The sequence below is a fragment of the Brevundimonas vitisensis genome (genome assembly GCF_016656965.1).
Taxonomy (GTDB): Bacteria; Pseudomonadota; Alphaproteobacteria; order Caulobacterales; family Caulobacteraceae; genus Brevundimonas; species Brevundimonas vitisensis.
On sequence record NZ_CP067977.1, the window covers coordinates 2,728,236 to 2,741,299 of the forward strand.

Genomic DNA, 13,064 nt, shown 5'->3' on the forward strand with positions numbered 1-13,064 from the left:
GGAACTGGATCCTAGCGTGATGCGAAAAGACTGGGGTTGGCTCGGGCGGCGGCGGCACCAGGGCCGGTGACGGCTTCGCCCGGACCGACCGCGACCGCGTCGATGGTGCGGCCCGACTGAAGATTCAGGACGGGAAGAGGCTCACCGGCAGCGGCGTCGCGAGTGGCGCGGCCGGTCACGGTCAGGGTCACGCCATCGGCGATGAAGGACACCTGCACCATGTCGTTTCGTGCGATCACCTGGGGCGCGGTCAGGTCGCGGATGGCCACAGGGGTTCCGGCGCGCAGGGCCCGCCGTGCAGACAGGCCGATGACTGTCTCGGCATCCTGGGGTCCGGCCCCTGCCGCCTGATGGGCCTGGACCGTAGTCCAGACGACGTCTTCGGGCTGGACCACCTCGCCGGCGGCCAGGCTGCGAGCGTAGGTCAGGACCTCGACCGTCTGGCCGCGTCGGGCAGCAGCCGCGGGCGACGCAGCGGACGCGCCGCCCGAACTGACGCCCTGACGCACGATGACACGGCGCAGGCCCTGCGGATTGGACCAGACGAGCCCGGACTGGCGCGCCGCTGCCTGGAGCAGGCCGGCATCCAGCACCACGGTCGGGCCGGTGCGGGTGGCGACCACCACGCCCGATGCGGATCCCGCGCCTTCGAACAACTCGCCCAGTGTGACCCGGCCGTCGTCGTCCATCGGGGCCGCAAACAAGGTGACCGGATCGGCCAGGACCGGGGTGGCAAAGGCGGCCAGGGCTGCCAGCAGAAGCGCGCGCATCAGCCTTTCACCTGGGCCGAAACCGACAGCATTTCGTCGGCGGTGCTGATCACCTTGGAGTTCATTTCATAGGCACGCTGGGCGATGATCAGGGCGCTGATCTCGGCCACGGCGTCGACGTTGGACGCTTCGGTATAGCCTTGCAGCAGCTGGCCGAAGCCGGGCTCGCCGGGGGCGGCAACGCTGGCCGGGCCGGACGCTGCGGTTTCCAGCAACAGGTTGTCGCCGATGGCTTCCAAGCCCGCCTCATTGAAGAAGGTGGCGATTTCCAGCTGTCCGACCACGGCCGGCTCGGTCGCGCCGTCGGTGATCACCTGAACCTGACCCGACTTGGAGATGGAGACGTCGACGGCGTCCTGCGGGATGGTGATGGCCGGCTCGATCGCATAGCCGTCCTCGGTGACCAGGGTCCCTTCGCCATTGACCGAGAAATTGCCCGCGCGAGTGTATCCCAGCTCGCCGGACGGCAGGGTGATCTGGAAATAGCCCTTGCCGTCGACGGCCAGGTCCAGCCGGTTGCCGGTCTGGGTCGGGGTGCCCTGTTCGGTAATGCGATAGACGCTGCCTGCCTTGACGCCCGCACCGATCTGGATGCCGGTCGGCACCACCGTGCCCTGGCTGGACGACTGGGCCCCCATGCGTTCGACGTTCTGGTACAGCAGGTCCTGGAACTCGGCCCGCTGCCGCTTGAACCCGACCGTGTTCATGTTGGCGATGTTGTTCGAGATAACCTCGACGTTCAGCTGCTGGGCAGCCATGCCGGAGGCGGCCGTACGAAGTGCGCGCATGAGTCTGTGCTCCCTTAGTTCACCCGCCCGAGGCGCTCGACGGCGCGCTTGGACAGGTCGGTCGATTGTTCGATCAGCTTGGTGATCCGCTCATAGGCACGGGAGATCTCGATCAGATTGGTGATCTCCAGGATCGGATTGACGTTGGACCCCTCCAGCATGCCCTGACGCACGCGGGCGTCGGTGGCCTCCATCGGCTGAGCGTTGGAGGTGTTGCGGTAGAGGCCGTCGCCGCCCTTCTCGAGCACGGACAGGGTCTCAAAGCGCACGACGCTGAGGCGGCCGACGGGTTGGCCGTTCTGGCTGATCGAGCCGTCCGGAGAGACCGAGACGGCGCCCAGGGCAGGGTCGAGGATGATCTCGCCGCCATCGGCCAGCACCGGCAGGCCGCCCTGGGTCGTCAGCCGGCCTTCAGGATCCAGGGTGAAGGCCCCGTCGCGCGTATAGGCTTCGCCCGCACCGTCCTGAAGGCTGAAGAACGCCCCTTCGCCCTCGATGGCAAAGTCCAGGGTGCGCCCCGTTTGCTGCAGCGCGCCTTGGCCGTAGTCGCGACCGACCCCCGTATCCATGACGAAGCTGACGCTGGGGCGCACGTTGTCGTTTCGAGCGCGCGCCCCGACCTCCGTGCCGACCATCAGCTGCTCGACCTTGAATCCGGTCGTGTCGGCATTGGCGATGTTGTTCGCCACGATGTCCAGCTCGCGGCGCAGGGTCATCTGGCGGGACAGTCCGATGTAGGCGGCGTTTTCCACGGTCGGCGGGCTCCTTGGTCCAACCCGTCTTCGCAACGACCGTGCCAACAGGGTTAATCCCCGTGCGGCGGGGGTTTCAGGGGGGCGAACCCCCTTTGGACCCGGCAGGATTTGCCGGTTCTAAACGCGGCGTTAACCAAACCCGGCTCTTGTGGATGTTGTCGATTCCGGGGCGTGCGACCATGCTGAAGCTGGGCAAGAAAAAATCGAAGGACGGGGAAGCAGGTCTTCCCGTGGTGGCCGAAGGCGCCGAAGGCGAGGCCGCGCCCGCGAAGAAAAAACTGCCGCTGCTGTTCATCGTCATCCCGGCGGCCCTGCTTGTTCTGGGCGGGGGAGGCGGGGCAGCCTTCTTCCTGATGCAGCCCAAGTCCGCCGCAGCCGAAGGCGCAGACGGTGAGCACGGCGAGGAAAAGGCCGGCGGCCACGGCAAGGAAGACAAAAAGGGCGGCGGCGGTCACGGGGCCAAGGAGGGGGAGGAAGACCCCACCCTGGGCAAGATCAGCGAGGGCCCCGACGGCGTCACCTTCTACACCCTGCCGGACATGGTGGTGAACCTGCAGGCCGGGGACGGGCGACCGACGCACCTGAAGCTGCGGCTGACGCTGGAAACGCACGACGCCGATGTCGCGCATCACCTGCAGGCCGAGATGCCGCGCATGCGCGACATGTTCCAGGGCTTCCTGCGCGAGCTTCGGCCTGAAGAACTGACCGGGTCCGCCTCCACCTTCCAGCTGCGGGCCGAAATCCTGCGCCGGGTCAATCTGATCGCAGCCCCCGGCAAGGTGGATGCGGTGCTGATCGAAGAAATGCTGGTTCAGTAATGACCGATGCCGCCTTTGCCGATGGTGAGGCCGATCCGTTCGGCGCCCTGAGCGAGGATCGCGGCTCGGCCATGCCCGAGCGGGTCCTGAACCAGGACGAGATCGACAGTCTGCTGGGCTTTGACCTGGGGGACGACGACGGGTCGGAGCGCAGTGGCATCCGCGCCATCATCAACTCGGCGCTGGTGTCGTACGAGCGACTGCCCATGCTGGAAATCGTATTCGACCGCCTGGTGCGGTTGATGACGACCAGCCTGCGCAACTTCACCTCGGACAATGTCGAGGTGAGCCTGGACAACATCTCTTCGATCCGGTTCGGCGACTATCTGAACTCGATCCCCCTGCCGGCGATCCTGGCGGTGTTTCGAGCTGAGGAGCTGGACAACTATGGCCTGCTCACGGTCGATTCCAACCTGATCTACTCGATCGTTGATGTGCTGCTGGGCGGACGGCGCGGCACGGCGGCGCTGCGGATCGAGGGTCGGCCCTATACCACGATCGAGCGGGTGCTGGTCCAGCGGATGGTCGAGGTGGTGCTGAACGACGCCCGTCAGGCGTTCGAGCCGCTGACTCCTGTCCATTTCAACTTGGACCGGCTGGAAACCAATCCACGCTTTGCCGCCATCGCGCGCCCGGCCAACGCGGCCATCCTGGTGAAGCTGCGGATCGATATGGAAGACCGGGGTGGGCGCATCGAGCTGCTGCTGCCCTATGCGACGCTGGAGCCGATCCGCAAGATGCTGCTGCAGCAGTTCATGGGCGAGAAGTTCGGGCGCGACAACATCTGGGAAGGCCACCTGGCCACCGAGCTCTGGACCACCGATACCGAGGTCCGGGCCGTCCTGGATGAGCAGCAGGCGCCGCTGTCCACGGTGCTGAACCTCAAGGTCGGCGACACCCTGATGCTGAATGCGACGCCGGACTCAAATGTGTCCATCCGGGCAGGCGCGATCCCGCTGACGACAGGAAAGATGGGACGACGGGGCCAGCATATCGCTGTGCGGGTCGAAGAGCCGATCAACATTGACGCCGCCACGCGCGTCGCTCGGGGGAAACGCTGATGACGGGTGTGGTGCTCGATGCCGTGCTTATGCTGCTGCTGGTCGCGGCCCTGGCCTATGGGATTCGGCTGGACCGGCGTTTGCGAACCCTGCGCGAGGGGCAACTGGCCTTCGCCGGTGCGGTCAATGAACTGAACGCTGCAGCCGGCCGGGCCGAGGCTGCGCTGGGATCGCTGCGTGCGGCCAGCGGCGAGACCGACATGCTGCACGACCGCATCCTGAAGGCTCGTGCCGTCAAGCAGGAGCTGGAGATGCTGATCGCGCGCGCTCCCTCTCTTCCTTCCCATCAGGGGGAGGGACGATCGCGCAGCGATCCGGGTGGGGAAGTCCGTAAGACGGAGTCTGGACCTTTGTATTCCACCCCGGCCGACGCTTCGCGTCAGCCGATTCTCCCCATGACGGGGAGGGAGGATGAAGACGCGGAGCGGGCCCTGCGGATGGCGGCCCTGGCGGCGCGGATCCAGGGCGATTTGAAGCCGTCCGCACCGGTGGCCGCTGCGCCGGCGTCGCAATCGGCCTTCCCTCAACTGCGGGCTGCTAACCAAGCTGCGCAAGAGAGCCTTAGCCGGGCGCGGCGCAATCTGGATGCCGACCTTTTTGCGGCCTGACGTTCGGCCCTCAAGCTGACACTGGACTGATGAGACGATGAGCAAGCTGCCCCGCCTTCTGCCCCTGATCGCCATCGCCATCGGCGGGGTGGTCCTGGTTCGTGCTGTCGGTGTGGCACCGGGTCTGTTCCAGGGCGCGGTGGCCTGGGCCGAGGAGGCGGTCCCGGCCGAAGCCGCCGCGACGCCCGCTGCCGCAGCGGTCTGTGCCCTGACGCCCGAGCAGTTGGCGGATCAGGCCGGGATCTCGCCTGCGGAACTGCAGATCATCCAGTCGCTGTCCTCGCGTCGCGGTGAGCTGGACGCACGTGACGCCGATTTCGCAACCATGCTGCCGCTCATGGTCGCGGCCGAACAAAAACTGGACGCCAAGATCGCAGCCCTCGCCGCGATAAAGGGCGAGGTGGAAACCCTTCTGGGTCAGGTCGACGAACGCGAGCAGGCCGAGATTGACCGGCTGGTGTCCGTCTATTCGGCGATGCGGCCCCGCGAGGCTGCGGCAGTCTTTGTGACCCTGGACGATTCGGTGCGCCTGCCGGTGGCGGCGGCCATGCGGCCCCGCGCCCTGGCCGCCATCCTGGCTCAGATGCCCCCGGCCGCCGCGCGCGAACTGACCGAGAAACTGGCAAGCCGGTATCAGGCGCAAGCCCTGGCAGCACGTGCCGCCGTCGCCGGGGGTGATGCCCCGGCACCGGCACCGGCACCGACCAGCACGGCTGCGGCGACCCCTGCTGCTGGCGCGGCGACGGCGACACCCGCAGCGAACCGGCCGGCGGCAAGCCGCCCCGCTGCTCGGCCTGCGGCCCGTCCGGCAGCCCGCCCCGCCGCCCGCCCGGCCGCTCAGACGCCCCGTCCAGCCACGCCCACGGCACAGACCCCGGCCCCCTCGGCCACCCCGCCGGCATCGGCCCCCCGGCCGGCATCCAGCCAGCCTCGCCAGTCGGTGCAGTAGCCAAGCGCCGCCCACCATTGGCAGGGGCGACGCGGACAGGTATCACCGCCTCCTTCTGTTTCGTCTCGAAGTGCCCTGCTCATGACCGATACTCTGCCAGACCGCCTGTCGGTCGATCCCGACAGCCCCTTCCACGATGCCGAGGTGCTGGCCCGCGATATCGGCGTGCGGTTCAAGGGCGAGGAAAAGACCAATGTCGAGGAGTACTGCGTCTCCGAAGGCTGGGTTCGGCTGGCGGTCGGCAAGCGGGTGGACCGTCGCGGCAAGGCCCTGACGGTTAAGCTGCAGGGGACGGTGGAGCCCTACTTCAAACAGGGCTGAACGGCTCTGTCCGTTCTGCCGAACGGAATCGACAATCTATCGGAGTGATCGCCTTGTCCCTGCTGCGTCCGTCGGCGAGCCGCCTTGCCGTGAGTGCCTTGGCCATGGCGTTCCTGATGTCAGCGCCGGCCTGGGCGCAGGACGAGGCGACGATCGTCCATGCCGAGGCGCTGCGTGACCGGGCCATGGCCGGAAACCAGGCCCTGGCCATCGTCACCGACATTACCACCCGGTTCGGTCCGCGTCCGGCGGGGTCGGAGGCCGAGCAGGCCGCCGCCGCCTGGGCTGCGGACTATATGCGGGCCAACGGGTTCCAGAACGTCCGCATCGAGACCTTCCCGCTGATCGGCTGGGAGCGCGGCGAGCAGGGCGGAGCCATCACAGGACCCCGGCCGCAGCCGCTGGTCGTGGCGGCTCTTGGCCACTCTCCAGCCACCCCCGCAGAAGGTGTGGAGGCCCAGGTCGTGCGGTTTACGTCGCTGGAGGCCCTTCAGGCGGCACCAGAGACGGCGGTTCGCGGCAAGATCGTCTTCATCGACATGGGCCAGATGCGTCCCATGCAGGACGGCTCGGGCTATGGTCCTCAGACCCGCGTGCGGGGCGGGGCCCCCGCCGTGGCGGCGGCCAAGGGGGCTGTGGCCTTCATCATGCGCTCGGCCGGGACCGATGAAGACCGAATGCCGCATACCGGCACCACGCGTTATGTCGAGGGGCGACCGACCCTGCCATCCTTTGCGTTGTCGGCCCCGGATGCGGATCAGCTCAGCCGACTGATCGTCATGGGAGAACCGGTCACGGTGCGGCTGTTTTCGAGCGCCCGGACCTATGAGACGACGTCGCAGAATGTGATGGGCGATCTGCCGGGTCGGACGCGGCCGAACGAGATCATCGTGCTGGGCTCGCATCTGGACAGCTGGGATCTGGGTACCGGCGCGGTCGACGACGCGGCGGGCGGGGCCATCACCCTTGCGGCGGCCCTGACGATCCAGGCGGGCGGACGTCGACCTGCGCGCACCCTTCGCGTCATCCTGTACGGATCAGAGGAGGTGGCCCAGCCCACGGCTGCGACCGGCGACGGCGGCGGTGTCTATGTGCGCAACCTGGGCGAGGCGGTGGCCGACCATGTGGTGGCGGGCGAAAGCGATTTCGGCGCGGACCGGGTGTATGCGCTACGTCTGCCGCCCGGTGCGCAAGGATCGGCGTTCCAGCAGGCGGCCACCCGGGTGCTGTACCCGATCGGCGTTCTGGCCTCCAACACGCCCGAACTGAGCGGCGGCGTCGACATCGGCCCTCTGGCCCGGGCCGGTGTTCCGGTATTCACCCTGGCGCAGGACGGGACGCGGTATTTTGATCTGCACCACACAGCCAACGATACCCTGGACAAGATCGACCCGGATCAGCTGACCCAGAACGTCGCGGCCTGGGCTGGGCTGATCTGGCTGATCGCCGATTCTGAGGTGGATTTCCGGGCTATGCGACCGGCCGAATAGCCCAGCCCGCCCTAGCCCAGCACGAAGCGCACCGTCTGGCGGCCACGCGCGCCGATCATGTCGGCGTGCAGCACCGGATCATAGCGGTAGCGGTCCACCAGGCGCAGGGCGGCCGCCCCAAAGCCGGACCCAACCGGGCTTTCCTGAATGATCTGGCAATCGCCTATGCGGCCGGTGTCCAGGAAGACGCAGTCCAGGACGGCATACCCCTCAAGTTCCTGTTGCATGGCGGCAGGCGGATAGACGTCCAGAAGATCGCGACCGCCGGGGGTGGCCAGCCATCGGAACGTCTCGCCATTGGCCTGGGTAAAGCCGCTTGGAACCACTACATCCGACCGGATTGCCGGGTTTGTCGTGCAGGCGGTCAGGGCCGCCAAGGCGGCAACGGTCATCGCAATATGTCGCATTGGGCGTCTCCTTGAGCGGATTGAACCCCTGAAATTGCTGCTGGTTCAGCGCAGCCTCTAGCACGCGGCGGCGCACCGCTTTAGGTCTGGTGCAGCCGCGAGCGTGGCGAAACTGGTAGACGCAAGGGACTTAAAATCCCTCGGCCTCGGTCATGCGGGTTCGATCCCCGCCGCTCGCACCACCGCCCGAAGGCCTGCGGGCTTCAGAGACCCGGGAGCTTGATACCGCCCGAGCGGCGCGGGGCGATGACGATGGCCGTCTCGGCACCGGTCAGGGCGCGCAGACGTTCGGCCTCGGTGGTGGCGTCGATGGTGACGGCACCCTGTGCACCCGGCGTCGTCGTGGCCGCCTGGCTGGCGCTGTCGTCGCGCCGCCAGAACATGACCCGATCAGCCCAGTTCTCATCCTTGTGCGCCAGGTCACCGAATTCGTCGTCGATGACATAGCGGGCCAGAGGATCGGCGCGTTCGGCACCGGCCTGAGCCACCAGAGCCTGTTCGCCCGGCGTGCGCGTGACGGCTTGGCGCTGACCCAGCAGAATCTGGCGGGCGGCGCTTTCGGGGGCCAGTTCCTGGGGCCGGGGCTGGCCGGGGGCCGGCGGACGCAGGCCGTATTCCGGCGGCAGCGACAGCGGGGCGGTGGATACGGTCAGGAACTCATCCGGCGTGATCTTGCTGAGGCCGATGCTTTGGCCAAAGCCGCCGCCACAGGCCGCCAGAGACGCGCTGGACAGGGTCAGCAGGGACAGGGTGGCAAGGCTGCGAATTCGCATGGGATCGGTCGGCTCCGAGAACGTGCGGCAGGGTGGGCACACACGGATGGGAAAGGGTGATTACGACTTTTCGACGGCTGCGCCAACCTTAGCCGCTCGTTCCGAGAGAAGGCTGTCCAGGATGAGCAGCACCACGCCGACGGTGATGGCGCTGTCGGCGACGTTGAAGATCCACGGGAACAGACCCGTTCCCGAAAAATCGAGGAAGTCGACCACGCCACCAAACCGGATGCGGTCGATGACATTGCCCAGAGCCCCGCCCATGACCAGGCCGATGGCGCTGATCAGCAGGCGGCGATCGGTGCGGGTCGCCCACACGGCCAGGACGCCGGCCACGATCAGGGAAAAGACGCTGAGCACCCAGCGTGCCGAACCACCGCCGAACAGTCCGAAACTGACGCCGTCGTTCAGCACGAAAGTCAGGTTGAACAGGGGCGGGGCCACCTCGTGCAGTAGATAGCCGTCGGGAATCTGGCTGACGCTGGCATCGACGCCTGCCAGGACCCAGGCCTTGGTCAGTTGATCGATCACGATGATGGCCAGGGCAAAGCCATAGGCGGCCCAGGCGATGCGGGGGATGTTGGCGACAGGTTTCATGCAGGGCGGGGGTTAGCAGGTCGGAAGGGGCGGGCGAAGAGGCAAAATCGCCCCGACCGCTCCCGTCAACCCGCCGACATGCTGGCGGGGGTCTGCTTGTCCTTCAAGGTGACCAGTTCCTCGGCCATGGTCGGGTGGACGGCGCACGTCGCATCCCACTGGGCCTTGGTCAGTCCGGCCTTCACCGCGATGGCGGCCAGCTGGATCATCTCGGGGCTTTCCGGGCCGACGATGTGGACCCCGACCACGCGCTGGGTCTCGGCATCGACCACCAGCTTCATCAACACCCGCTCGTCCGAGCCGGTGAAGGCGTATTTCATCGGGCGGAACCGGGTCAGATAGACGTCGACGCCCTTGGCGCAGGTGTGCCTGGCCTCGGCCTCGGTCAGGCCGACTACGCCGACGGGCGGCTGGCTGAAGACCGCGCTGGCCACAGCCTCATAGTCGAAGGCGGTGGGGGTGTCGCGATACACGGTCTGGTGGAAGGCGACCGCCTCTCGGATGGCGACGGGGGTCAGGTTGATCCGGTCGGTGACGTCGCCGATGGCCCAGATATTGTCGGCGGTCGTCCTTGAATAAGTATCGACCTGGATCGCGCCCTTGTCGTTCAGCGCCACTCCGGCGGTTTCTAGGCCCAGATCCTTGACGTGCGGCACACGCCCAGTGGCGAACATGACCACGTCGGTCTCGATCGCCATGCCGTTTTCCAGGTGGTTGACGATGCCGGTTTCGGTCTTTTCCAGCTTCTCGTGCTGGCAGCCCAGGATGACCTTGACGCCGCGCTTCTCGATCTCGCCGGCCAGATGGGCACGCACGTCGTCGTCGAAACCGCGCAGGATGTTGGGCCCGCGATAGATCAGGGTGGTCTCGACGCCTAGGCCGGCGAAGATGCCCGCGAACTCCACCGCGATGTAGCCGCCGCCCGCGATCAGGATCCGCTTGGGCAGTTCGGGCAGGTGGAAGGCCTCTTCCGAGGTAATGGCGTGTTCGATGCCGGGCAGGTTGTCGGGCACCCAGGGACGGCCGCCGGTGGCGATCAGGATGCGTTCGGCGGTGATCGTCTGATCCTTGCCCAGGATCTCGATGGTGTGGGCATCGCGAAGCACGGCGCGGCCGTGGATCAGCTCGACCCCCGCCTTGCCCAGATTGGCGGCATAGATGCCGGACAGGCGAGCAATCTCGACGTCCTTGGCCTGGAGGAAGGTGGGCCAGTCAAAGCGGGCGTTGTCGAACGACCAGCCATAGCCTTCGGCGATATGCAGGGCGTGGCTGACCTCGGAGGCCATGACCATGAATTTCTTGGGTACGCAGCCGCGGATCACGCAGGTGCCGCCCACGCGGTGCTCCTCGGCGATGGCCACGCGCTTGCCGTCCAGCGCCGTCAGCCGCGCCGCCCGCACCCCGCCCGAGCCCGCACCGATGACGAAGAGGTCGTAGTCGTAGGTGGTCATGGCGGGTCCGGTGAAAAACACAGTCCACTGAGTCCACTGAGTCCGCTTGCGGAGGTCAGCCGGCTGCGTGGGGTGACCCGCGAGGTAGGGGCCGCTTCGCTTCGCGGCAAGAGCAGGCGCGCGCGAGACTTCTATTCCAGATCGAAAATCAGCAGGCGTTCAAGACCTTTCTGGGCGGGCATCTCACGGTAGCGGGACTGGGCCCCGCCTGCGTGGGGAAGGGGAGGGGCCTTAAGGCAGCAACCGCTCCACACCGTTGTCGTCGGTGCCGACGATCGCCTCATCCGCCAGATCAAGAAACAGGCCGTGTTCGACCACGCCGGTAATCAGCTTCAGGTCGTCGGCCAGGCGGGCGGGGTCGTGGATGGCCAGGCAGCGGGCGTCATAGATGACATTGCCGCCGTCGGTGCGCACCACGCCGCGCTCGGCCTGACGCAGGCGGGCGGGCTGGCTGATGTCGTGGTCGATCAGGACGTCGGCGATGCGGTTGCCGGTGGTCTTGTGGCCGAAGGCGACGACCTCGATCGGCAGGGGGAAGGCCCCCAGCACCGGCACCACCTTGGCCGCGTCGGCGATGACGATGCAGCGGCTGGACGCCTCCCACACCAGTTTCTCGCGCAACAGGGCCGCGCCGCCACCCTTGATCAGGGCCAGACCCGGCCCGATCTCGTCGGCTCCGTCGACGGTCAGGTCGATGCGAGGCGTGTCCTCCAGCGTCGACAGGGTCAGGCCAAGCTCGCGGGCCAGGTCGGCCGTCGCCTCCGACGTGGGGACGCAGCGCAGGCCAGCCAGGTCCCGCGCCGCCAGCGCCTTGACGAACCAGGCCGCTGTTGAGCCGGTACCCAGGCCCACGACCATGCCCGGTTCGACATGCAGGGCGGCGGCTTCGCCAGCACGGCGTTTCTGATCGTCGGCGCTCATCGGGACTTCTCCGCCTTCTTCGCCCGCATCGTCGCCATGAAGCGGGTGGCCCAGCCGGGCTTGGTGGTCTGGGGGGCGCGGGCCAGGGCGAGGTCGCCTGGGGGGACGTCGCGGGTGATGACCGAGCCGGACCCGACCATGGCTCCGGCCCCGATCGTGACCGGCGCGACCAGGGCGCTGTTGGAACCGACAAAGGCCCCGTCCTCGACCGTCGTGCGGTGTTTGAACACGCCGTCGTAGTTGCAGAAGATGGTGCCCGCGCCGATGTTGGCCGCCGCCCCGACCGTGCCGTCGCCCAGATAGGCCAGGTGGTTGGCCTTTGACCCCTTCGCCATGGCGACGTTCTTCACCTCGACGAAATTGCCGACCTTGACGTCTTCGCCAAGGGCCGCGCCGGGGCGCAGCCGGGCATAGGGGCCGACCTCGGCGCCGGAGGCGACGGTGGCCCCCTCGATATGGCTGAAGGAGCGGATGCGGGCGTTGGCCGCGATCACCGCGCCGGGGCCAAAGACGACATAGGGCTCGATCACCGTGCCGGGACCGACCTGGGTGTCCCAGGCGAAATGGACGGTGTCCGGGGCGCTCATGGTGACGCCGGCGGCCAGGAAGGCGTCGCGCTGCACCGACTGGAACAGGGCCTCGGCCTGTGCCAGTTCGGCCTGGGCATTGACGCCCATGACCGAGTCTTCGGCGGCGAAGACGGCGCGGGTAGGGGCCCCGCGCTGACGCGCCAGGGCGACGACGTCAGTCAGGTAATATTCCCCCTTTGCATTGTCGTTGCGCACCTCGCCCAGCAGGTCGAACAGCAGGGCGGCGGGGGCGGCCATGACGCCAGAGTTGCAGGCGGTCAGGGCCAGGACCTCGGGGCTGGCCTCCTTGGCCTCGGTGATGGCGGCCAGGGTGTCGCCCTCCATGACCAGTCGGCCATAGGCACCGGGGTCCCGGGCCTCGAAGCCGATCACGGTGACGCCGTCGGCCGAGGCGAAGACCGGCTCGATGTCTGCAGCCTTCAGCAGCGGAACGTCGCCATAGGTGACCACGACCTGACCTTCGAACCCGGCCAGGGCCGCTTGCGCGCAGCGGACGGCGTGGCCGGTGCCCTGGGGCGGGTCCTGAACGGCGATGGCCGCTTCACCCAGCCGGGCCACGACATGGGCGCGAACCTGCGGCGAATGCTCGCCCACCACGACGATGATGGGGTCGCAGCCCAGCGCCTGGGCCGCGTCGATGGCGTGGTCCAGCATGGCACGGCGCCCGACCGGATGCAGAACCTTGGGCAGGGGCGACTTCATCCGCGTGCCCTGTCCGGCGGCAAGGATGATGGCGGCGCGGGGGGCGCTATGGCTGGTCATGAA

Annotated in this window: 15 protein-coding genes and 1 tRNA gene; 7 read left to right on the top strand and 9 right to left on the bottom strand. The window is 67.6% G+C overall.

The genetic code is table 11. The features are described 5' to 3' along the window. Nucleotides 1–11 precede the first annotated feature (11 nt). From flgA to flgF, 3 genes are read right to left on the bottom strand one after another with little or no spacing between them, the layout of a single operon-like run. The gene (flgA, locus tag JIP62_RS13765) at nucleotides 12–770 is read right to left on the bottom strand and encodes a flagellar basal body P-ring formation chaperone FlgA (protein ID WP_201102714.1); all 759 of its coding nucleotides are present in this window, start codon (nucleotides 768–770) and stop codon (nucleotides 12–14) included. Further along, on the bottom strand, nucleotides 770–1,558 hold the full coding sequence (gene flgG / locus JIP62_RS13770; protein WP_201102715.1) for a flagellar basal-body rod protein FlgG: 789 nt from the start codon (nucleotides 1,556–1,558) through the stop codon (nucleotides 770–772). The genes flgA and flgG overlap by 1 nt, the downstream gene beginning before the upstream one ends. A 14-nt stretch (nucleotides 1,559–1,572) precedes the next feature. Next, nucleotides 1,573–2,310 (bottom strand): flagellar basal-body rod protein FlgF, encoded by a 738-nt coding sequence (flgF, locus tag JIP62_RS13775; protein ID WP_201102716.1) that lies wholly within the window; start codon nucleotides 2,308–2,310, stop codon nucleotides 1,573–1,575. Between the two features lie 182 nt (nucleotides 2,311–2,492). Here flgF and JIP62_RS13780 point away from each other — a divergent pair, with 182 nt between their 5' ends. The 6 genes from JIP62_RS13780 (at nucleotide 2,493) to JIP62_RS13805 (ending at nucleotide 7,560) form a co-directional block, all read left to right on the top strand. After that, on the top strand, nucleotides 2,493–3,131 hold the full coding sequence (locus tag JIP62_RS13780) for a flagellar basal body-associated FliL family protein (RefSeq protein ID WP_201104784.1): 639 nt from the start codon (nucleotides 2,493–2,495) through the stop codon (nucleotides 3,129–3,131). Beyond that, complete coding sequence (gene fliM / locus JIP62_RS13785; RefSeq protein ID WP_201102717.1) at nucleotides 3,131–4,192, top strand: flagellar motor switch protein FliM; 1,062 nt, start codon at nucleotides 3,131–3,133, stop codon at nucleotides 4,190–4,192. The genes JIP62_RS13780 and fliM overlap by 1 nt, the downstream gene beginning before the upstream one ends. Further along, nucleotides 4,192–4,800: a DUF6468 domain-containing protein gene (locus tag JIP62_RS13790; RefSeq protein ID WP_201102718.1), complete on the top strand. Its 609-nt coding sequence runs from the start codon at nucleotides 4,192–4,194 to the stop codon at nucleotides 4,798–4,800. Before fliM ends, JIP62_RS13790 begins: the two co-directional genes overlap by 1 nt. A gap of 37 nt (nucleotides 4,801–4,837) precedes the next feature. Beyond that, on the top strand, nucleotides 4,838–5,749 hold the full coding sequence (locus tag JIP62_RS13795) for a MotE family protein (RefSeq protein WP_201102719.1): 912 nt from the start codon (nucleotides 4,838–4,840) through the stop codon (nucleotides 5,747–5,749). An 81-nt stretch (nucleotides 5,750–5,830) separates the two neighbouring features. Beyond that, nucleotides 5,831–6,070 carry a DUF3297 family protein gene (locus JIP62_RS13800; RefSeq protein ID WP_201102720.1) on the top strand — a complete coding sequence of 80 codons (240 nt, stop codon included), beginning with the start codon at nucleotides 5,831–5,833 and terminating at the stop codon, nucleotides 6,068–6,070. Between the two features lie 89 nt (nucleotides 6,071–6,159). Beyond that, a complete protein-coding gene (locus JIP62_RS13805; RefSeq protein ID WP_230974769.1) occupies nucleotides 6,160–7,560 on the top strand; it encodes a M28 family peptidase in 1,401 nt (466 codons plus the stop codon). An 11-nt stretch (nucleotides 7,561–7,571) separates the two neighbouring features. Here the strand turns inward: JIP62_RS13805 and JIP62_RS13810 are convergent, their stop codons facing one another. Continuing rightward, nucleotides 7,572–7,967, bottom strand: coding sequence for an energy transducer TonB (locus JIP62_RS13810; RefSeq protein ID WP_201102721.1), 396 nt, complete (start codon nucleotides 7,965–7,967; stop codon nucleotides 7,572–7,574). A 97-nt stretch (nucleotides 7,968–8,064) separates the two neighbouring features. Between JIP62_RS13810 and JIP62_RS13815 the strand changes: the two genes are divergently transcribed. Further along, nucleotides 8,065–8,149, top strand: a tRNA-Leu gene (locus JIP62_RS13815). A gap of 21 nt (nucleotides 8,150–8,170) precedes the next feature. Here the strand turns inward: JIP62_RS13815 and JIP62_RS13820 are convergent. The 5 genes from JIP62_RS13820 to glmU form a co-directional block, all read right to left on the bottom strand. Continuing rightward, nucleotides 8,171–8,740, bottom strand: coding sequence for a DUF3035 domain-containing protein (locus JIP62_RS13820; protein ID WP_201102722.1), 570 nt, complete (start codon nucleotides 8,738–8,740; stop codon nucleotides 8,171–8,173). A 60-nt stretch (nucleotides 8,741–8,800) separates the two neighbouring features. Then, complete coding sequence (gene lspA / locus JIP62_RS13825) at nucleotides 8,801–9,337, bottom strand: signal peptidase II (RefSeq protein ID WP_201102723.1); 537 nt, start codon at nucleotides 9,335–9,337, stop codon at nucleotides 8,801–8,803. A 65-nt stretch (nucleotides 9,338–9,402) separates the two neighbouring features. Next, the gene (gor, locus tag JIP62_RS13830) at nucleotides 9,403–10,788 is read right to left on the bottom strand and encodes a glutathione-disulfide reductase (protein ID WP_201102724.1); all 1,386 of its coding nucleotides are present in this window, start codon (nucleotides 10,786–10,788) and stop codon (nucleotides 9,403–9,405) included. A 231-nt stretch (nucleotides 10,789–11,019) separates the two neighbouring features. Further along, complete coding sequence (gene rpiA / locus JIP62_RS13835; RefSeq protein WP_201102725.1) at nucleotides 11,020–11,709, bottom strand: ribose-5-phosphate isomerase RpiA; 690 nt, start codon at nucleotides 11,707–11,709, stop codon at nucleotides 11,020–11,022. Continuing rightward, entirely contained in the window at nucleotides 11,706–13,061 is a 1,356-nt protein-coding gene (glmU, locus tag JIP62_RS13840) for a bifunctional UDP-N-acetylglucosamine diphosphorylase/glucosamine-1-phosphate N-acetyltransferase GlmU (protein ID WP_201102726.1), read from the bottom strand. The genes rpiA and glmU overlap by 4 nt, the downstream gene beginning before the upstream one ends. Nucleotides 13,062–13,064: the final 3 nt, after the last annotated feature.